This window comes from Methylosinus sp. DMC45, from assembly GCF_056313885.1.
Map to the genome: position 1 here is coordinate 24,539 of NZ_JBQUZK010000055.1, position 21,032 is coordinate 45,570.

Annotated in this window: 16 protein-coding genes; 5 read left to right on the forward strand and 11 right to left on the reverse strand. The window is 62.9% G+C overall.

The window, feature by feature from the left end:
* Window positions 1-33 precede the first annotated feature (33 nt).
* From pseG to ACT53T_RS18840, 10 genes are all read right to left on the reverse strand, one after another.
* Window positions 34-1,485: a UDP-2,4-diacetamido-2,4,6-trideoxy-beta-L-altropyranose hydrolase gene (pseG, locus tag ACT53T_RS18795; protein WP_476162395.1), complete on the reverse strand. Its 1,452-nt coding sequence runs from the start codon at window positions 1,483-1,485 to the stop codon at window positions 34-36.
* Complete coding sequence (pseF, locus tag ACT53T_RS18800; protein WP_476162396.1) at window positions 1,482-2,177, reverse strand: pseudaminic acid cytidylyltransferase; 696 nt, start codon at window positions 2,175-2,177, stop codon at window positions 1,482-1,484. Before pseF ends, pseG begins: the two co-directional genes overlap by 4 nt.
* Complete coding sequence (gene pseC, locus ACT53T_RS18805) at window positions 2,174-3,331, reverse strand: UDP-4-amino-4,6-dideoxy-N-acetyl-beta-L-altrosamine transaminase (protein WP_476162397.1); 1,158 nt, start codon at window positions 3,329-3,331, stop codon at window positions 2,174-2,176. The genes pseF and pseC overlap by 4 nt, the downstream gene beginning before the upstream one ends.
* A 4-nt stretch (window positions 3,332-3,335) precedes the next feature.
* Window positions 3,336-4,340 carry a UDP-N-acetylglucosamine 4,6-dehydratase (inverting) gene (pseB, locus tag ACT53T_RS18810; protein WP_476162398.1) on the reverse strand — a complete coding sequence of 335 codons (1,005 nt, stop codon included), beginning with the start codon at window positions 4,338-4,340 and terminating at the stop codon, window positions 3,336-3,338.
* A gap of 40 nt (window positions 4,341-4,380) precedes the next feature.
* Complete coding sequence (locus ACT53T_RS18815) at window positions 4,381-5,103, reverse strand: phytanoyl-CoA dioxygenase family protein (protein WP_476162399.1); 723 nt, start codon at window positions 5,101-5,103, stop codon at window positions 4,381-4,383.
* Window positions 5,104-5,294: 191 nt separating this feature from the next.
* Window positions 5,295-6,482: a UDP-N-acetylglucosamine 4,6-dehydratase gene (locus tag ACT53T_RS18820; RefSeq protein ID WP_476162400.1), complete on the reverse strand. Its 1,188-nt coding sequence runs from the start codon at window positions 6,480-6,482 to the stop codon at window positions 5,295-5,297.
* A 1,077-nt stretch (window positions 6,483-7,559) separates the two neighbouring features.
* Complete coding sequence (locus ACT53T_RS18825; RefSeq protein ID WP_476162401.1) at window positions 7,560-10,859, reverse strand: autotransporter outer membrane beta-barrel domain-containing protein; 3,300 nt, start codon at window positions 10,857-10,859, stop codon at window positions 7,560-7,562.
* A 151-nt stretch (window positions 10,860-11,010) separates the two neighbouring features.
* Window positions 11,011-11,373: an MmcQ/YjbR family DNA-binding protein gene (locus tag ACT53T_RS18830; RefSeq protein ID WP_400770514.1), complete on the reverse strand. Its 363-nt coding sequence runs from the start codon at window positions 11,371-11,373 to the stop codon at window positions 11,011-11,013.
* Between the two features lie 20 nt (window positions 11,374-11,393).
* Window positions 11,394-12,758, reverse strand: coding sequence for a sensor histidine kinase (locus ACT53T_RS18835; RefSeq protein ID WP_476162402.1), 1,365 nt, complete (start codon window positions 12,756-12,758; stop codon window positions 11,394-11,396).
* Complete coding sequence (locus tag ACT53T_RS18840; RefSeq protein ID WP_476162403.1) at window positions 12,755-13,444, reverse strand: response regulator transcription factor; 690 nt, start codon at window positions 13,442-13,444, stop codon at window positions 12,755-12,757. The genes ACT53T_RS18835 and ACT53T_RS18840 overlap by 4 nt, the downstream gene beginning before the upstream one ends.
* A gap of 222 nt (window positions 13,445-13,666) precedes the next feature.
* On the opposite strand from ACT53T_RS18840, the gene ACT53T_RS18845 reads away from it, so the two are divergent.
* The 3 genes from ACT53T_RS18845 (at window position 13,667) to ACT53T_RS18855 (ending at window position 17,720) form a co-directional block, all read left to right on the forward strand.
* Window positions 13,667-14,071 carry a hypothetical protein gene (locus ACT53T_RS18845; protein ID WP_476162404.1) on the forward strand — a complete coding sequence of 135 codons (405 nt, stop codon included), beginning with the start codon at window positions 13,667-13,669 and terminating at the stop codon, window positions 14,069-14,071.
* Window positions 14,072-14,152: 81 nt separating this feature from the next.
* A complete protein-coding gene (locus ACT53T_RS18850) occupies window positions 14,153-16,414 on the forward strand; it encodes a TonB-dependent siderophore receptor (protein WP_476162405.1) in 2,262 nt (753 codons plus the stop codon).
* A gap of 55 nt (window positions 16,415-16,469) precedes the next feature.
* A complete protein-coding gene (locus tag ACT53T_RS18855) occupies window positions 16,470-17,720 on the forward strand; it encodes a PepSY-associated TM helix domain-containing protein (RefSeq protein WP_476162406.1) in 1,251 nt (416 codons plus the stop codon).
* A gap of 135 nt (window positions 17,721-17,855) precedes the next feature.
* On the opposite strand, the gene ACT53T_RS18860 is transcribed toward ACT53T_RS18855, so the two are convergent.
* On the reverse strand, window positions 17,856-18,491 hold the full coding sequence (locus ACT53T_RS18860) for a GntR family transcriptional regulator (protein ID WP_476162451.1): 636 nt from the start codon (window positions 18,489-18,491) through the stop codon (window positions 17,856-17,858).
* A 271-nt stretch (window positions 18,492-18,762) separates the two neighbouring features.
* Here ACT53T_RS18860 and ACT53T_RS18865 point away from each other — a divergent pair, with 271 nt between their 5' ends.
* Window positions 18,763-19,875, forward strand: coding sequence for a BMP family ABC transporter substrate-binding protein (locus tag ACT53T_RS18865; RefSeq protein WP_476162407.1), 1,113 nt, complete (start codon window positions 18,763-18,765; stop codon window positions 19,873-19,875).
* 31 nt (window positions 19,876-19,906) lie between these two features.
* The gene (locus ACT53T_RS18870; protein WP_476162408.1) at window positions 19,907-21,028 is read left to right on the forward strand and encodes an ABC transporter permease; all 1,122 of its coding nucleotides are present in this window, start codon (window positions 19,907-19,909) and stop codon (window positions 21,026-21,028) included.
* The last annotated feature ends 4 nt before the right edge of the window (window positions 21,029-21,032 follow it).

A 21,032-nucleotide genomic window follows, 5' to 3' on the forward strand; every position in this document is an offset into this window, starting at 1 on the left:
AGATATCACGAAGTTTCGAAATGCCGGCAACGTTCAAATCCTCTTCTCGAAAAATCGCATCCGAGCTTCGTATTCCGCGCGGCGAAACAAGCCCTCCGAAGCGACATTGCCCTCGTTTACCCAGGCCTCGATTCGCTCCACCTCGGGTATCCGTTGCGCGAGATGCCGCTCTCCAGCTCGAAGGATCGCGAGGCCGAGACCGCGCCCCTTCTGCTCTGGATCGACGAATATCGACACTTCGGCCTTCGATTCCTGTAGATCGAAACGTATCGCGCCAATGGCGCGACCTTCGCTTTCGCCTATCAGCAGCATACGACGAGAATCCGCTAAGACGCGGCGCATCCACGCGCAATGTTCATCATAGGAAAACAAAGCAGCGTCACGAGACGCCCGCCGAACCGTTTCGTCCGTTCTCCATGCGTAGATCGATCTCGCGTCTTCCATTCTAGCCGCGCGAACGATCACTGTCGGCGGACACAATATCGTCGCCAATCGATCGACGCCATGCGCGTCTACAATGTCGTAACCGCGCCGCGACATGGCCTCCAGCATCGTCGGGTGGCGGACGAATAGACGAATATCTTCCGCCAATTGCTCGGGGGTGGGAATCGACTCGACTCCGAGCAGAAAGCCCGCTCGGGCGCCCTCCCGGACGACTTCTCGTTGGTTGTTCGCCACACAGATCGCTATGGATGGCAACCCGACCGAACAACGCTCCCAGGCGCTCTGCCCGCCGGCGCCGATCGCCAGATCGGCCGCGACCATCAATTCCGCGATATTGCTCACCTGCACGTGAAGATTCGAGCGCGCTCGAGTCGAGCACCATTTCCGAATGCGCGCTGACGCCGGATGCATCGCGCCGATCACGACATCGACATGCACGCCGGAAATATTCGCCTGGTCAATGGCCTCCAGAGCAACCGAGGTGACATCGTCCCGATCAACTCCGCCGAGCGACACCAATATCCGTCCAACACCTCTATCACGGAAAGACGCAACCGATCGTCCCACGCCGAATTCCGGTCGCAACAAGGCATAGCGAGGACCGAGCAAGGAAATTGTGCCTGGAGCCAATCGTCCCTCATACCGCGCCTGCGGCTCGAGATAGAAATTCTGATCGAGCAGCAGATCGGACTCGTGGACACGGCCTATATCATCGATCGCCAGAACCCGGGCATATGACCGCGCCACGCGCTCCCATGCCGCCCCTAAGCCGTAATGATCCACTATGATCAGATCCGCGGTATCGATTCCGCGAAGAGTCTCGTCGACATCGGCAACCTCGCTCGTGCACGATGAACTCGACAGAGAGATCGACCGATGCCCACCTGCCTCCAATCGCCGCTGCAGGAAGGCTGGCAGGTCGCGGCTAACGAACACTGTCTCCACCCCCGCCGCCGCCAGACGGTCGGCCAGACAGAGACACCGCATCACATGGCCCGATCCGATATCAATAGAAGCGTCCGCTCGAAAGATCGCTCTCAAAGAAGGCGCCTCTCCACCAAGACGGAATACAGCATTTCCGCGCGCTCCCAATCTGCGTGAGTATCGATATCGACGACCCGCCACTCAGGTAGAATGAGAGCACGACCATTCTTGTGAATATCGAGCCCGGCTTCCCACGCCGACGCTCGGCCCCAGTAAAACTGGCCGGCGTCGAAGTAAGCGAGTTCGAGATCCTGGGTCCGCACACTGGAATTTTCTGGAAAGAACGGTGTCACCGTTCCATTTTCCAACCGCCGAAGCGCGCGTTGAATCGGTGAAGGAAAGCTCGCGACTGGAAACACATAGGCGCACGATCCCTCCGCCAACAATTCACAGCCGGAACGAATGTCCTCGGCCACGACGAAGGGCGCGCTGGGATACACACAGCATACATCGCCGACTTCCCACCCCATCTCCTTGCAGACGCCGATCGCATGAGCGATCACCGGAACGGTCGGCGTGTGGTCGTCCGCCAGCTCTGCGGGACGCGCAAAGGGTGTCTCCGCCCCGAAATCACGCGCGATAGCGGCGATCTCGGCGTCGTCCGTCGAGACGATCATCTTATCGAAGACCCCGCTTCGACGGGCCGCCATGATGGCATATGCGATCATCGGATGGCCATGGAACGGCTTGACGTTCTTGCGCGGAATTCGCTTGCTGCCGCCGCGAGCGGGTATGATGGCGATTCTCATCGACGCAAAGCTTCGATCAGAACGGAGATCACGTGATCCTGATCCGCCTCGCTCATATCCGCATAGAGAGGGAGGCTGATCGCCCGGCTATAGTAGCGCTCCGCCAGCGGAAAATCGCCGACTTCGAAGCCGAGGGCGCTATAATACGGCTGCGTGTGAATGGGAATGTAATGCACGTTCACCCCAATCCCCTCCTCCCGCAAGCGCTCGAACAGCTCCATTCGTCCGATCGGAGCGTGATCCTCGATCTGGACCACATAGAGATGAAGCGCCGAATAGCTATCGGGGTGGCGCCATGGCAACACCAGAGGCAGGCCTCTCAGAGCCTCGTCATAGCGGGTCGCGAGAGCATGCCGAGCGACGACAAAGCGAACCAGTTCCTCGAGCTGCGATAGCCCCAGCGCCGCCTGCATCTCGGTCATGCGATAGTTGAAACCCAGCCCGATCTGCTCGTAGCGCCAAGCCCCACCACCTGGACGAACCATGCGATCGGGATCGCGCGTCACGCCATGACTACGCAGCTCGATGGCCCGGGACGCGAGCGCGGCGTCGTTCGTGACGATCATGCCGCCCTCGCCCGATGTGATGATCTTCACCGGATGGAAACTGAAAACGGCGATATCGCTGTGCGCGCAAGATCCCACGGGACTGCCTCGCCACGAACCGCCAATGGCGTGGGATGCGTCTTCGATCACCCGAAAGCCGAACTCTCTCGCCAGTTCGCCGATCGCGTCCATGTCGCACGACTGCCCAGAAAAATGAACAGGCACCACGATCTTCGGCAGGCGACCGGCTGACCGCGCCGTCTCCAATTTCCGTCGCAGATCCCGAGGGCACATATTATAGGTTCGCGGATCGATATCCACGAAGTCCACGCGCGCACCGCAGTAGAGCCCGCAATTGGACGATGCGACGAAACTGTTCGGGCTGGTCCACAGAGCGTCGCCTGCGCCGAGACCGAGGACCAAGCACGCGAGATGCAGCGCCGAAGTCGCACTGTTGACGGCCACGGCATGCTTTGCGCCGACATGCGCGGCGACGGCTCGCTCGAATGCGGGAACCCTCGGCCCCTGCGTCAAGAAGTCCGAACGCAGGACATCGACAACGGCCTGAATATCCTTCTCCGAGACAGACTGGCGTCCATAAGGAATCACGTCCTCAAACCTCGAGATGCAGCTTCTCGCGCATCAAGCGACGCAACTGCTCTACCGACAAGAAATCCTTGTTCGTCCCGCTGTTGTATGCGAAGCCGGCTGGTGTCGGACTGCCGCCCTCTTCTCTCGCGTACCTCTCCACAGACACCTCGCCCGCCGAAGAGAGAATGGCGTAATATGGGCCGAGATCCACTGTATTGAAGCTATCGCTCACCGTTATCATCTCCTCATGAATCTTCTCGCCCGGACGGACTCCGACCACCGGATGTTCACAATCCGGCCCGATCGCCTCGGCCAGGTCGGTGATCCGATAGCTCGGTATCTTCGGAACGAAAATCTCTCCCCCTCGAGCATGCTCCAGAGCCCACAGCACCATTTCGACGCCGCTTTGAAGGCTGATGTTGAAGCGAGTCATCCGCGGATCAGTGATAGGAAGCACCCCGGACTTGCGGCGCTCCATGAAGAACGGAATCACCGAGCCTCGTGAACCCATGACGTTTCCGTAGCGCACGACGGAAAAGCGAACGTTGCGCTTGCCTTTGATGTTGTTCGCCGCTGTAAACAGCTTGTCTGAGCACAGCTTCGTCGCTCCGTAGAGATTGATCGGCGCGGCCGCCTTGTCTGTCGACAAAGCGACGACTCTGGTGACATCGCAGTCGAGACACGCCTCGATGAGATTCTGTGCCCCTAGAATGTTCGTTTTGATGCACTCGAACGGATTGTACTCCGCCGCCGGCACCTGCTTCAATGCAGCCGCATGAATGACCACGTCGACGCCTTCGAGCGCGCGCGTCAAACGACGGAGATCACGAATATCGCCGATGAAATATCGAATGGCGGGAAATTCGCTCAAAGAGAGCTCCTGCGCCATCTCGAATTGCTTGAGCTCATCGCGAGAGAAAATCACGAGTCTTTTGACGTACGGATGCTTCGTCAGGATCGTCCGAGCGCACTCCCTCCCGAACGAACCGGTTCCGCCGGTGATCAAGATATTCTTACCGTTCAACATATCGGGTCCTGACCTTGACGACATCGTCGCTCGGAAATCTCTAGAAATACGCTACCGCCAGATAGCGACGCCCCTCCCAGAGGGGAGCTGCGCGGTGGAGCAGAGCGGACGGATTGACGATCAGGATCGAGCCCTGCTCGGCGAGCACGGGCCTCGTAGGGAGTCCGCTATCGATGATCGTCTGAATTCTTTCGTCCGAGATGCTCTGATAGGGACGCTTCCTGGAAAGAAAGTGAGTAAACGGATTGAACAGCCACCAAGGCCTGGTCAACGCCAGTCGCTTCTTGAACCGACCATTCGTTCCTGGAATAAACTCGAACGGCCCGTTCTCGGGACCGATATCCCGTAGAAACAAGAATATTTTGTATTGATCGCTCCACGAATCGTAATGCCAGCGTCCCTTGACGAACTTTTCCCTGGTGGCGTCATCATCCAAAGCGATCGTCCGATCACGCATCGCCAAAATCCATTTCACAGCGAGGCGCTCGGAAAAGATCGAACTCAGAATTTGAGCGCACTTGGATTTGAAATCCTCGACGATATCCGCGTATTTTTCGGCCGCATAAATTCGTTGCATGGACCCGAGCTGCCCGAGCTCGCATTCGCCTCCGGCTTCATCGAGATGACGGTCTATGAACGAAACAATGTCTTCGCAATAGTCGCGAGGCAAGGCGTCCTCGATAAGCAGAAATCCGTTCTTCTCGAGCTCGTTCCGCTTGTCGCGCAACACGCTCAGATCAAATCGCAGATCGGCATAGCTCATCGTCTTCTCCGATTGGCTCGAAGGTCGTCTTCCGCCGCCAGTTCGAGAATTCGGCGACATGATCGTTCGAGCGCCACGCTCACATCGCTCGGGCGACGAGTCAGAAGCATAAGCGGCTCCCCGCGATTGACGAGGCGCGAAGCGCGAGCTTCTTTCGCCGTTAGATCGTCGATCGAGGAGGCGCTCGACGCCTACATTCGTGATTCGAGATATCTACCGGTCTCAAGATGGCCAAATTCTGGAACAAGCGACTCGAACAATGCGACAATCGCCTTCTTGTCCCAAGCCCCCGATTGTCGCATTGTCTCGATCCGTGACCAGAACTCGTCTAGCGGCACGTAATCCTCCGTGTCGCAATTCTTGATCACCCCGACGCTTTCGAACCGGTTGAGGTCGAGCGTTTCACTCTCGGTATAGAATTCCTCGACCTCCTTCTCCCCCGTCGTATTGCTGGAGAAGAAATAGCACGGCCAGCGCTTGGTCGCGATGAGCGCCGCCGCACGCTCTCTCGCTTCGTGTTCGCTTTCGCAGACGTGCGGCTCGAAGCCCATCGCGCCGACATAGCGTATGGCGATGTCCGAAAATGTCGTTAGCTTCAGATCGCTGCATTCCCTCGGGAAAAATATGTCTCGATTGTCGCCGAGCAGGCACGACAGCAAGCAGAGCTCTCCCGACTCTCGTGGCGTGATGAAATACCGTTGCACGTCCTTCGGCGCTGAAATCGGCTGCTGCTTGGCGAAGCGCTGATTGAACCCGTGCAGTAGCGAGCCGTCAGAGAATGCGACATTGGCGAACCGCGCCATAGAAATCGGGAGAGTGCGACTCTCTCGCATCATATACATTTCCATTATGCGCTTGCTCGCACCCATCATATTGGCCGGGTTGGCGGCCTTGTCGGTGGAGACGCAAAAGTAGCGCTTCGCTCCACGTTCGCGAGCCATACCCACGGTCTTTACCGCATGACGGATATTCACGTCGATCAAACGCATCAACGTATATGGATCCCTCTCACTCCGAACATGCTTCAAGGCGGAGAGGTTGAGCACATAGTCGTAGCCGCCGTCGGCGGACATGAATTCTTCGAACTCGCGCCCGCCGCAATCGATCGAAAACGTTCGAAAGTCTCCGTCGATATAGCCGAACGTGCTGCGGAGATCGCGCACGAGCTCGACCATATTGTTTTCGCTGATGTCGACAACATGGAGCACTCGGGCGTTTCGTCTGAACAGCTCGCGCGTCACAGCCTGTCCGATCGACCCCGCGCCGCCGATGACGAGAAAGCGGCCGTCCGCGACAAGATCACGCAAATGGTCGTCGTGCGCGCGGATATCGCCGTCGAAGAGGGCTCGCGTTCGCCCAATGAGGCGCAGCACATCCATCACTCCTCCCGTCTTCGATTCGAGACTGCATTCGACATTTCGATTTCATCCGACGTCGACGTCGAGCCTCGCAGTGCATGCCACGGCCGACGACCGTTTCGGATCAGAGGGTGAGGGCGAACGCGCCCATGGGCGCATCGACTCACCTTGCTGTCTCGAGGGACGAAGGGCGCCGCCGCAAGCCCACGGCGATCAGTTCGGAACCGCGGAGCGACTTCGTCGCATCCAGTCGTGTGTCGTCCAACGCCTTCGTGGCGCGAGACGCTTCCAAGCTACCGCACAACGGGTGAGCATGAGCTCGATCCGTCGAGGAGGAGACGCCGCAGGCGTGGTGTTAAAATAGCCCGGCCTCGGATCGCGCATCTATCCGTTAATACCCGTATCGATATACGCATTTGGGTCGATCGATACGACACGACATCGCTCGTCGTGTCACTATGATTTTCGTGCGCATCGTCTTGGCGGATCGCGTGCTTGCGGGCGCCGAATTTTCGCGATGGTCGTTCCGTTTCGTCATGAGCCGAAGTTTGAAGAAAAGGCATTTCGTCGTCGCCCGTGTCGTGCCGTCTGGAGTCAGCCATCAATTGGGCAAGGGGCCCGGCGGATAGGCCTGCCGATTGAACGAAGGCACTATCGTGGCGGGGGTCGATTACCCTCCGGTAGTGTCGCAGTTCGTGAGCGAGCGGCTCGCGGCGGCCGCAGGCGCTTCTCTGGTTAGGGTCGGTTTGCGAATCTCGACGCAACCGAGGAGCCCACCGATGACCGACGAGACGATGAGCCTACGGGCGCTTCTGGAAAAGTCTCCGACGCCGATTTCCTGCGCGAGATGGATCAGCCGAGCGGCGGATGGAGCTGGACGTCCCCGCCGCCTCGCTATCCGAGCTACGAGGCTTCCGACTCTTACCCCGGCAGGTCTATCCCCTGCTGAACGCGCCAGCCTTCGCTGGACTTACGAACCGATCGAGAATGTCGCGCGTGATCGCTGAAGGACCCTCGAGCACGCTTACGATTCGGGACAATCGAACCCGTGATCCCATTCGCTGTGCGCCCTTCTCGTCGCAGCAGCGCGTTCGCGCTTCACCAATTGTAGCGGAGTCCCGCGCTGCCGACATAATTCTGCGAGCGCCGCGCGAATTCGCCGTCGAATTTGGCGAAGAGCGCCGCGCCGCGCGGCAGGCGCAGCTCCAGTCCTGTCGTCGCCAGCGACGCATTTTTGATCGGCCGCGCGCCTTCGACCGAGAAGCTCGAACCGGGCAGCAATGCGAAGGACGCTGCGAGGATCGGATTGCCGACCCAGTCATGCGCATAGGCCGCCCGCGCCCGCAGCAGCAGAACCGCATCGCCGAGGGCTGCGACGATCCGATCGAAACGCGCGCCCGCTTCGCCGCGCGTATCGGACGAGGTTCGTCCGCGATAGCTCAGAGCGAAGCCGCCGGCGGCGCCGTCGCTCTCCGTATAGCCCGGCGTCGATAGGCTCTGCGCTTGCGCGGCGACATAAGGTGTCACGCCGCCGAGCGAAGTCGCGACGCGATAACCGCTCTCGACGCGCCCGCCATAGCTCTGCGCATTCGAGGCGCCGGCGAGCCTATCGCCGAATGCCGATGTGCGTTGCGTCGAGAGCCAATGTTCGGAGAAGGCGAAAGCGGCCGAGACATGCAGCGCATCGAAACGCGTCGACGCATAGACGCCGGCATGAACAAAGTCTCCATGTCCGCCGCCCAGCCCTTCCGACAAATCCCAATTCTCGCCGCCGCCGCCCATGGCGACTCCCAGCGTCGTCTGCGGATCGACGCGATAATCGAGGCCCGCCGCGACGCCGAACAGATTCGCAGAGACGTCATGGCTGCCGGTCCTGTCCGCATCGCCGGCGAGATGGCCGCGGCCGCCGAAGGATGTGGCCCATATGCTCGACTGCCGCGCGGCGTCCGGCGCGGCCCGTGTCGACGCGGCGGCAATGTGTGAAATCTCATTCGCGATGCGCGGCTCGCTCTCCGCATAAGCGAGCGCCGGCGCGAGAGAGCCGACTCCGCCGACGTCGCCGCCGTCACGACCGGGAATGGAGGGCTCGAGCATCGTGTCCAGGAATCGGCCGCCGGATTGGAAGATCGTCTGCTGCGCGCCTGTCGCGGCCTCGCCGGAGAGCGGGGCGAGCGCCCCGCCGCCCAACCCGAACACTTTGATGAAATTCGGCGGCAGCAGGCCGCCCGCGTTGAAATAGCGGTCGAGCCCGCTGGCGACGCCACGCTGATCGCTCGGCAGCATGGCTGCGCTGGCGAGGTTCGCATTGAGGCTCAGAGAGACCGCATTCGTCGAATAGCTCAGGCTCTGTGTCAGGCCGGGCGGCAGATTAGGGGAGGCGAGGCCCGTGAAGCTGGTTCCGCCGAGCCCATTCGCCGCCGTCAGAATCGTGTAGCTTCTGGCGAGGTAGCTTCCCGGCGCATAGGAGGCGACCACCGCGGCGCCAGTCAGCGACGCCTTGCCGGCGACCGCGGCGCGCGAGGCCGTCGTCGGATCGATCCGCACGAGATAAGTCGAGCCCGCGGCGAAGGCGAGATCGCCGGCGACGGTCGTCGCGCTCGCCGCCGCGCCCGATCCCGGCGCAAAAACGCCCCCGCGATCGACGGCCGATGCGCCGACGGTTCCAACGCCGGACAGCGCAGCGCCGGCCCGCACCGTGGTGAGAGACGACGAGGCGATCGAGCCGTCGACGATCAGCGTTCCGCCATCGACGGAGGTGGGGCCGAGATAGCGGTTTGCGCCCGAGAGCGTCTCGACGCCCGCCTGCAGCGACACTCCGCCCGAGCCGACGATCGCGCCGGCGTAGGAGCCGCTCGCATTGGAGAGAGTGAGGGCATTTGCGCCGAGCGCGACAGCGCCGGTCGCATCGCCCGAGAGCGACGCGATCTTCGCGGGCGCGGTCGCTCCCGAAATATCGAAGAGGCCGCCGGCCGAGACCGAGACGCCGCTCGACGTCGATATGGAGCCGGGACCGACGAGGGCGAGCGCGCCGCCGGCGATCGTCGTCGCGCCCGTATAGGCGTTCGCGCCGCTCAGAGTGGCGGAGCCGCCGGCGGTCACTGTGACGCCGCCCGGTCCAGAGATGACGCCGGCGAGACCCAGAGGCACGGAATCCGAGCCGATGACGAGCGGCTTGGATGCGGTCGTCGAAATAGCCTGATCCGTGACGAAATTCGGCGTGTAGCCGACCGCTTGGCCGGCGAGATCGTACAGCACCGAATTCTGCAGGAAAAATCCGACGCCATTGATCGTGAGGTTGCTCGCATTATTCAAAGCGACCCTGTAGGGGCCGGTGGAGAAGAGCTGGTCCGTCGTCGGGGCGGCGCCGATCGCGCCGCCCACGCTCGTCAGCGTCGACCCCGTGGGCAGGCTCTGCGCGCCGTCGAGGCTCTTGCTGTTGAGCTGGACGATGAGCGTCCCGGTGTCGAGAAGCGTCGGCACATTCCGCAGCGATGTCGTGACGCCGGCGTTCACGAATGTGTAATTCATGTTGACGCCATATTCCCAGGAGCTCGGAGCGTTCGAGTTCGGGAAGTTCCGCGGCGTATTGCCGGGAGGCGACGTCCAGGCGAGCCTATTCACGGGCCTGAATTGCGCGAGCAGCGCCGGCGTCAGGCCCAGCATCACGCAAGGGCTGCAGGCGGTCACGCTCTGCCCGACCTGCGGCCCGTTCACGGACGCCCCGGGGATCCCGGCGTTCAGCGAGGAGAGCGCCTGACCATTCGCCGCGACGATATATCCTGCCGTGGTTCCGGGCGCGACCGCCTGGCCGAGCACGCTGCCGACGACCGTCGTGCTCGAATTGGCGCCGGTTCCCGTTCTGAATTGCGCGAAATCCCCGGCGCCGAAGATGCCGTAATATCCCTGAAACGCGCCGAGCCCCTGCAACGGAACGACGTTGTCGATCGCGACACCGTTGCGCGAATAGATCGCATTGATGACAAAGCCCGATTGCGCGCCGCTCGAAGTGGTCGCGTTCAGCGTCACGCCCGCGCCCGCCTGTGACGCCCCGGCCGGATAGAAGGTGAGAGACGGCGCGCTCACGAGATTGCCAGTGAAAGTGTTGCCGCCCGTATAGCTGTAGGAGACGCCGGTCGGCAATGTCGAGGCCATGCTCGACGGAACCGCGCCGAAAGCGTCGGCCGAATAGGCCGCATTGAACAGCGACGATCCGGTGTCGAAGAGATATCGCCGCGGCGCCTGGCCGCCGATTCCGACATCGATCGTCAATATGACGCCGGTTTTCGCTTGCTCCAATTGGAGCGGAATATCGACCGATTGCGCCGATGCGGCGGGAACGAAGGCGAGGCCGGCGACGAGCCCTCTCGTCGCGGGACCGGAGAATGAAGCATACGCCACGACGCCACCTGCCATTTTTTTTAGAAAACGACTTCGCTGTGAAACTGCAAATCAGGCCGGCGACTCGCGGGCGAGCGTCGTCGTTCGCCCTATGGCCGGCAGAGCGATTATAAGCCGAGTTTCAGCTCGTCGCTAGAGGAGGTCGATAGGCCTATAGGACATCCAGTCCGAGCTCGACGCGCTTTTTCCGAGAGAAGCCTCGCGAGATGATCGCATGCGACTCACGAATATAGTCGCGCAATGTTCCGTCGGAGAGGCCGGGCTCGGCGAAATGCTGGATCCACTTCATGCCGCGCGACGCGAGATAGGGCGCGGGACGCAGACCGGGCTGATCCTTCAGCATCTCATAGGCGATGTCGCCGACCTTGAAGGTGAAGCGCGGCTCACCCTCGTCCCACCCGCCGATCGCAAACACTTTTCCTCCCACCTTCCAGACATGTGATCCGCCCCACTGGACGACATGGCTCGTTGCCGGCAGAGCGGCGCAGAAGGCGTTGTACTCGTCGTATGTCATGCTCGTCGCCTCCCGAAGCCTCAGCCGCGCCGGAACGACAACCGAAAAGTCGCGCCGCCGCCGGGCGTCTCCGCGAAGTCGCTGCGCCCGCGCATTTTCTCCATCAGCTCCTTGGCGACCGCGAGGCCGAGGCCGGTGCCCCGAGTCGTCTCGCTCTTGCGCCAGAAGGGCTCGAAGATCATCTCGCGATCCGCCGGCGCGACCCCAGCGCCATGATCGACGACTTCGACCACCGCATCGTCGCCCACGCTCACGACGACGGCTCCCCCCTCCGGCTCGGCGCGGAGCGCATTGTCGATGAGATTGGCGACGACGCATTCGACGGCGCGCTGATTGCCGAGCGCGATGACCGGCTCCGGGCCCGCCTCGAAGGCGATCTCGCGGCCGCATTCCACGATGAGCGGCATGTAATCGGCGACGACACGACGTATGACGCCCACGAGCTCGATGCGCTCATCGGTGGAGTTCTGGCGCTCGTTCATCCGCGCCGAGACCAGCAGCTGCTCGACGATCGCCTGCAATTGGCTGGCGTCGCGCATCAGATCGCTCTTGAAGCTCGGCTCTTCCGTATCCTCGAGCCGCGCGCGCATGATGGCGAGCGGCGTGCGCAGCTCATGCGCGGCGTTCGCCGTGTAGCGCCGCATGCGCGCGGCGCCGGCGTCCAGCCGCTCCAGGGCGCCGTTCATCGACTCGACGAGCGTCATGATCTCGGCCGGCACGCCTCCGATCGGCAGGCGCTGATGCAGCGAATCCATATCGATGCGCCCCGCCTTTTCGGCGACCGCATTCAATGGCGACAGGCCTTTCCGAACGGCGAGCCAGGCCGTGCCGGCGGAGACGAGCATGGCGGCGGCGAAATAGGCGCCGAACCAATAGAGATCGCCGCGAAGCGAGTAGAAGACGTCGTCCCAGCGAAACTTCATCCGATAGGTGGCGACGTGCAAGCGGCCGTACGGCGTTCGCTGCACCCCCATGAAGCCGAGCTCCTCGCCTTTCGGATCGCCCGGCAGCACGAAATGCGCATGAGTCGTGCTCATATCGACGACGCTCTCCAGAACCGCGACCAATTCGGGCGTCGAGCCGGCGAGCGCCTTTCCCTTCGCGGCGTTGAAGGCGGCGAAGCGCATCGCTGGAGCGCGGCCCAGTTCGGCGCGCAGCTCCGGTATGGGCTCGAGCCGCATGACGCCGTCCTCGTCGCGAACGACCGAACGCACCACGAGGTCCGTGACGCGTGTGACGGCGAGCGAGTCGAGCGAGGCGACGAAATCGCCCCATCCCAGAAATCCCAGGATCGTCGTCGCGGTCCAGCCGAGCACGAAGGCCGTGAACTGCGCGACGATCAGGAAGCCGACGATGCGCAGGGCGAGCGAGGGAGCTTTTTTCAACTCGGCCCTTTCGGCTTCGCCTCGACGATCATGTAGCCGAGCCCTCGCGCGGAATGGATATCGACATCGGCGCCGAGCTCGTGCAGACGCGCGCGCAGGCGGGAGGCGAGAGTCGTCAGCGTATGCTCCTCCACCTCTTCGTCGAGGCCGTAGATGCTGGAGATCAGCGCTTCGCGCAGCACGACGCGGCCGGCGCGGCGCGCCAGCGCCTCGAGCAGCGCGAGCTCGCGCCGCAGAAGCCGCGCGGGCTTGCCGGCGATCGTCACCGCCCTCGTGTCCAGATCGAAGCTCAGCGCGCCGATCTCGACCGCCGGCGTGCGCTCCCCGCCCGGACGGCGCAGGCTCGCGCGAATGCGCGCCATCATCTCGTCGAGATTGAACGGCTTCGTCAGATAATCATCCGCGCCGGCGTCGAGCCCCTCGATACGGTCGTCGACGGCGTCGAGCGCCGTCAGCATCAGAATGCGGCCGCCGGGCTGCTTCTCGCGCACCAGCGAAATGAGCGACAGGCCGTCGCCGTCGGGCAGCCGTCGGTCCAGCAGCGTCACCGCATAGGGGCCGCCGTCCAGCGTCGAACGCGCGGTCTCGATCGTGTCCGCCCGATCGACGGCGTAGCCGGCGCGCTGGATACGCCGCGCGATGCGACTCGCCAATTCCGCATTGTCCTCGACCAATAATATTCGCATGGGCGCCGCTCCCCGCCGCCGCCGGCTCCGCGGCCCGGGCGTTCAAAAAACGAAACTCCGGGCTTTGCAAGAGGGGTAGCGATTGTGATGTTTCTGCCACAGTCGTCGGGGTTTTGGAACTCGGCCGTCAAAACGTAACTCTGCGGGGACATTTTCCCCTTACCCGGGACGGCGGCACCCTCTCGACGAGAGGACCGGCGCTGTTTGGCGGAGACCGGCGGAGTGTTCGAACGAAAAGGCGCAAATCGCCGCAGCTCGGGCGCAGCGCATTCGGCCGCGGCCGTCGTCGCTGCGCTGCTGCTGATCCTGCAGAGCCTTGTCACGATCGCCGCGCCGACGCATTCGGCGCGTCTCGGGGCAGCGGCCGGCCTCGCGCCGATCTGCGCACTCGACGCTCCGGCCGACCCGAAAGCGCCCGCGCGAGACCATGCGCGGTCACATTGCTGCCTCCCGGGCGAGAGCTGCGACGGCTCGACCCCGCCTTTCGTCGTCGAGAGCATCGCAGCGCCGAGCCGACCGCCTATTCTGGCTCTCGCCGCATTCTCGCGGCTCTCCGCGCCGCCGCGCGGGCCGCCGGAGGGCTGGGCCAGTTCCTGGTCGTCCAGAGCGCCTCCCGCCGTCTCCTGATCCCCCGCCGAACGCCGCGCCAGCGGCTCCTTCGTCACGGTCCGAGCCGGCGCGCGCTCGCGCGGCTCCAGGAGAATTTCCATGCTTCGTTCCAAACTGTCGCACGGCGTTTCCGCCGTAGCCCTCGCCTTTGCTCTCTCTTCCGCAGCCGTCGCGCAGGAGGCCCTGCCGACGATCGATATTTCCGGCGCCGGCGCCAAACCCGACGCCGCGCGCGGCGCAGCGGGACCGGCCAAAGAGACCGGCTATGCGCGCAAGGTCTCCTTCGGCGCCACGAAGACCGACACGCCGCTCCTCGACACGCCGGTCGCCGTGCAGATCGTCCCGCATGAGGTGATCGAGGACAAGCAGGCGCTCAACACGATGGAGGCGGTCAAGAATGTCTCCGGCGTGCAGGCGCAGGGCGGGACTTATTACGACCAATATCTGATCCGCGGCTTCAAGAGCGGCTACGGCGTCACCTGGCGCAATGGCCTGCAGCTCGAAGGCCTGCTCGGAGCCGAGGAGATCGCCTTCACCGATCGCGTCGAGATCGTGAAGGGGCCGGGCTCCGTCCTCTATGGGCGCATCGAGCCGGGCGGCTTCGTCAACACCGTCACCAAGCGTCCGCAGGAAGAGTTCAAGGCCGAGCTGAACGAGCAATTCGGCAGCTGGGGGCTCTCGCGCACCACGGCCGACGTCACCGGGGCCTTCGACAAGGAGAAGACGGTGCTCTACCGCGTGATCGGCGTCTTCGACCACGCCGATTCCTTCACCGATTACGACCATCGCGACAACGCGGCCGGCGCGCTGTTCCTGACCTTCCGGCCGACGCAGAATTTCGAGCTCAACGTCGGATTCGAATATTACGCGAAGAAGCAGACGCAGCCCGACGGTTCGGGAACCGTTCCCGTCAATCTGCTCTTCGACGGCAATGGAAGACCGATCGTGGTCAAGGGCATGAACGACCGGCCCTATAATCTGCCGCGGCATTTTTCGATCAGCGATCCGTCGATCTGGTCGGACTTCCCCTACACCGTCAATCGAGCGCTCTATTCGTATGATTGGACCTACAAGTTCGACGACAAATGGCGGATCACCAATCGCTTCCATTATGTCGACGACAATGAGAACCAGACCGGCCTCGGCAATTTCGGCGGCTTCGACGGCGTCAATCTGACGCGAGCCTTCACCCATAATCCGCTCACCCGTCAGATATTGTCGACCAATCTGGACCTCGCGGGCGAGATCGTCACCGGCCCGCTCGACCACAAGGTTCTCGTCGGCGTCGATTGGTACAAATATCAGGACGATTGGGTCGGCGATTATGGCTTCTCCCTTCCCTTCGTCGCGCCGATCAACGTGTTCGCGCCTGGGCCGACGGGCTATTTCGCGCCCATTCTCCACGCCCTCGCCGACAGCGCGCGGACCAATGTGCTCTGGCGCTCGCGCGAGCAGGATTTCGGCGTCTATGCGCAGGACCAGATTTCGCTGCTCGATGGACGCGTGCAAGTGCTGCTGGGCGGCCGCTGGGACAAGGCGTCGCTCGGCTACGCCAGCACTTACGGCGCGGATGGCGCGAGCTGCTTTCCGCTCTGCAGCGGCTATCCGCTGAAATCCTATCCCGATTCGCCGAAGCTCTCGCCGCGCGCCGGCGTGCTGGTGAAGCTGACCGACACGATCTCCGCCTATGGCTCCTATGTTCGCTCCTTCGGCGCGAACAACAGCTCCTCGACGGCGGATGGACGCATCATTCCGCCGGAAGAAGCCGTCCAGTGGGAGGCTGGCGTCAAGGCGCTGTGGTTCGACGGACGGCTCTCGACCAGCGTCACGCTCTTCGACTTGACGAAGAAGAATGTGCTCGAGAACGATCCCTTCAATCCGGGCTTCAGCGTGCCGGCCGGCACGGTGAACAGCCGCGGCGTCGAGGTCGACGTCTCTGGACAGGTGACGGAAAATCTCAGCGTCATCGCCAGCTATACTTTCGACTCCGCGAAAATCGTCAATGACAATGGCAATGGCAATATCGGCAAGCGCTTCAACAGCGTCGCGCCGAATGTCGGAAACATCTGGGCGAAATGGGACACGGCGCCCGGCGCGCGCGAGGGCTTCGAATTCGGCTTCGGCGTCTATGCGATGGACGAGCGCTGGGGCAGCGACGCCAATACGTGGAAAATGCCGGGCTATGTGAAATTCGACACAATGGGCGCGTATCGCACCGTGTGGGACGGACACGAGGTGAAATTCCAGCTCAACGTCAAGAACCTCACCGACAGGCGCTATTTCGAGAACAGCGACTCCTATGGCTTCGCCTATTATGGCGCGCCGCGCACCTTCATGGGCTCGGTGAATTTCAAATTCTGATGGAACGGGGCCGTCGCGGCGGCGGCCCCCTTCCCTTTTCGTCGGGAGCGCATCCATGACGGACCAGCAGATTTCTTCCTTTGCCACATCCTCCGACAAAGGCGGCGCCCGAGAGGCGGCGCGTCGACGCGAGAAAATGAAAGCCCGGCGCAAGCTCTGGCTGGATATCCATCTCTATATCGGCCTCATCGCCGGAGCCATGCTCGCGCTCATCGGCCTCACCGGCAGCGCGCTGGTGTTCTGGAGCGAGATCGACGAGCTCCTCGACCCGGCGACGTTCACATCGACGGCGGCGCCCGGCGGCGAAGCCGCCTTCGCGCCGCTCGGCCGCATACGCGAGGCGCTGGACGCGGCGCTGCCGGCCGGCGCGAAAGCCGACGGCGTCCGCATGCCGCGCAATGAGAATGGCTGCTACAAGGTCTATTACGACGACGCCGCGAATGGCGACACACGTCGTCTCTGCATCGATCCCTATACGGCCAAAGTGCTCGGCGATCGCGTCTACTGGTCGAAGAGTGGACCGACGCAGCATAGTCTGATGAGCTTCCTGTTCCAGCTGCATTGGTCGCTGCTGCTCTATGACCTCGCTGGCGATCCGGGCGTCGTCGTCGGCGTTGCGGCGCTCTTCCTCGTCGTCTCCGTGGCGACCGGCGTCTATCTCTGGTGGCCCTCGCCCCGCAAATGGCTCGCGGCCATCACGCTGAAGCGAAACGCCAGCAGCGAAAGACTGAATTACGATCTCCACAAGCTCGGCGGCGTCTATACAGCGGCGGTGATGATCGCCGTGCTGATTTCTGGCGTCTCGATGAATCTCTCCACGCAATTCCAATGGGTCGTCGCACTGTTCTCTCCGCTCAGCGCGGCGCAGCGCGGCGAGATCGTCTCCGGCCCGGCCGAGGGACGGACCCGCATCCCCTTCGAGCAGGCGGTCGGCGCCGCCGCGCGGCGATATCCCGAAGGACGGCTCGAGGACATCGGCTTCCCGAAAGAAGCGAATGGCGTCTACGAAGTGTGTCGTAAGGACATAGCCGAGGTCAGCCGCTTCATCGGAACGCGCTGCGTCATGGTCGATCAATATTCGGGCGAGATCCTCGGCGTTCGCGATCCTACGCATGGGACCGCGGGCGACGTCTTCATGCAATGGCAATGGCCGCTGCATTCGGGTCGCGCCTTCGGCTGGACGGGCCGCATTCTCGTCTTCGTCACCGGCCTCGTCTGTCCGCTGCTCTTTGTCACCGGAGTGATCCGCTGGCTCCAGAAGCGACGCGCGAAGCGCTTCCAACGCGGCGCAAAGGCGCCGTCATGACCGCGGACCGCCTCGGCCGCCGTGAAATATATGGATCGAAACCAGGACCTCGACTCGAATGTCGCGCCGAAGAACACGAGATCGGTCACTCGCGCCTTCGACGCGAGGAAACGAGGGCAGGCGCCGGCGGCACGATCAAGAGTTCGTGGCGATCGCGTCGTCGTTGACAAAAATCACGCTCGCCTCGCCGACGACGGTCAAATGATCTCGGGCAGCCGATCCGGCGGCGGCGGCGTCGCGCGCGAGTATCGACTGGACGATGCGGTCGTGCTCGCGCCAGGATTTTTGTAGCCGCCCGTCGAGCCGAAATTGCGCGCGGCGAAACGGCGCCAGCCGGCGGCGCGTCTGTGACGCGAGCTCGCACATATGCGGCGAATGCGCGCCGCGATAGAGACGCGTGTGGAAGTCGGAATTGAAAAGCTCATAGTCGGCTTCCGCCTCTCGCGTCACCAGCTCCGCGGCCGCTCTATGCTCGATCTCCAGAGAGCGCCGCTCTTGTTCCGTCATGCGCTCGGCGCAGAAACGAGCGCAGATCGCTTCGAGCTCGGCCATGCTCTCGAACATGGATGCGAGATGCGCGCGCGAGACGACGGCGACGATGGCGCCGCGATTGGGACGACGTTCGACGAGACCCATGGCCGAGAGCCGGCTCAACGCCTCGCGCACCGGCGTGCGCGAGACCTTATAGCGCTCCGCCAACGAAGCTTCGTCCAGCTTTTCGCCCGGATGCATGCCGCCGGTGACGATGCGATCCGAAATGGCGCGCACCATCTGGTCGACGGTCGTGCCTGTCCGCACGAGCTTGCGTCGGCCGCCTCTCGGCGTCGCCTGCTCCTCCTCCGATGTCAACGAGCCGATCCTCCATCGCCGCTTCCGTGCGCTGATGACCAAATCTTCGGCATAAACTGCATGCAATTGCCGAATGAAAAGGCAGCGAACCCGTTATAACTTATTATGTTAGTTGAAACAATTAGATTTTCACGTATGGACTATCAATTGCATACACATTGCGAAGCCGCCGCGGGGCGGAAGGGAGTTCTCCATGACGCGACGCATGATTTTCGACAGGCGGCATCTCCTCCAGGGCGCGGCGACGGGGCTCGCGGCTTCGGCGCTGGGCGCGCGGCCCGCGGTCGCGGCGACCGTGACGATCGGCTTCATCTATGTCGGCCCGAAAGACGATTATGGATATAATCAGGCGCATGCGGAAGGCGCCGCGGCGGTGAAGAAGCTGCGTGGCGTCACCGTCATAGAGGAAGAGAAAGTCCCGGAGACAATCGACGTCATCAAGACGATGGAGTCGATGATCAATCTCGAGGGCGCGTCGCTGCTGTTTCCAACGTCCTTCGGCTATTTCAATCCCTTCGTGCTGCAGGTCGCGAACAAATATCCCAAGACGCAGTTCCGCCACTGCGGGGGGCTGTGGACCGAAAAGAATCCGAAAAACGCCGGCTCCTATTTCGGCTATATCGGCTCCTGCCAATATCTGAATGGCGTCGTCGCCGGCCATATGACGAAGACCAAGAAGCTCGGCTTTGTCGCCGCCAAGCCGATTCCGCAGGTGCTTCTCAACATCAATTCCTTTCTGCTCGGCGCGCGCTCCGTCGATCCCGACATCACCTGCCGGGTGATCTTCACCGGCGAATGGTCGCTCGCGGTCAAAGAAGCGGAAGCGACAAACGCTCTGCTCGATCAGAGCGTCGATGTCGTCACCTGCCATGTCGACAGCCCCAAGGTCGTCGTTCAGACGGCGGCTGCACGCGGCGCCTATGTCTGCGGCTATCATGCGGACCAGCGCCCGCTCGCGCCGGAGCGTTATTTGACCGGCGCCGAATGGAACTGGGCGAGCGTCTATAAAACCTATGTCGAGAAGTTTTTGGCTGGCCAGCCTTTGCCGAATTTCACGCGCGGCGGCCTCGCGGAGGGCTTCGTCAAGACGAGCCCCCTCGGCGCCATGGCGCCGGACGCGGCGAGACGGCAATTCGAGGCGAAAAAAGCCGAAATGTCCAAGGGCGGCTACGCGATCATCGCCGGTCCGCTGAAGGATAACAAGGGCTCGCTGGTCGTGCCCGCGGGCGAGAAATATGTCGAGACCGCCGTCGAGCTCGAGAGCATGAATTACCTCGTCGAAGGCGTCATCGGAGCGACCTCCTGACATGGCCTCTGGCGCGCAGGGAGCGGACGACATGACCGAGACGATCGCCGACGACCCGACGAGACGGGGCGAGCGCCGCGACTTTACGGCGCAACGCGCCTGGATCGCGCGCCGAGCCGAGCCCCTCGTCATCGTCATCGCCTCCTCGCTCGCGGGCTGCGGGCTGTTCAGCCTGCTGCTTTTGGCGCTGGACAAATCGCCGGCGCAATTTTTCGAGCTGCTATGGCGCGGCGGCTTCGGCAGCTGGTTCTCGATCCAGAACATGCTGTCGCGCGCCGCGCCTCTGCTGCTCGCCGGACTTTGCGTCGCTCTTCCGGCGCGGCTCGGGCTTCTCGTCATCGGCGGCGAGGGCGCTATCGCGCTCGGCGGCGTCGCCGCCGCGGCGACGGGCTCGGCTCTCTCATCGGCGCCGGCGCCGCTCGTCGTCACGGCCATGGCGCTCGCCGGCATGGCGGTCGGCGGCGCTTGGATCGGCGCGATCGGCGCCCTCCGTCATTATCGCGCCGTCAATGAGACGATCTCCGGCTTGCTGATGGCCTATATCGCTATCGCGCTCATGAATCATCTCGTCGAAGGACCTTTGCGAGATCCTGCTTCGCTCAACAAGCCGTCCACCGCGCCGCTGCCGGACGCGGACCGCATCGGCGCCATTCCGGGGACCGACGTGCATTGGGGATTGGCCGTCGGCATTGCTTTTTGCCTTCTCGCTTCCGTCCTGATCGAGAAGACCTCCTGGGGCTTCGCCGCGCGAATCTCCGGCGGCAATCTCCGCGCCGCGCGCATACAAGGATTGCCGGTCGGCGCGCTGATCGTCGCCTTCTGCGCGCTCGCGGGCGCCGCTGCGGGCCTCTGCGGCATGATCGAAGTCGCGGCGGTCCACGGCGCCGCCAATGCGTCGCTCGCCTCCGGCTATGGCTACACGGGCGTCCTCGTCGCCTTTCTCGCGCGGCAAAATCCGCTCGCCATCATTCCCGTGGCCATGCTGCTCGGCGGAGTCGGCGCCGCCGGCGGACTTATACAGCGCCGCATGGAGCTGCCAGACGCCACGATCCTCGTCCTGCAAGGCATGGTCTTCATCGTCGTTCTATTCGCCGAGACGCTCTACGGGCGATTCCATATTTTTACGCCCGAGCGCTGGGCGCGGAAAGGCTGACGCG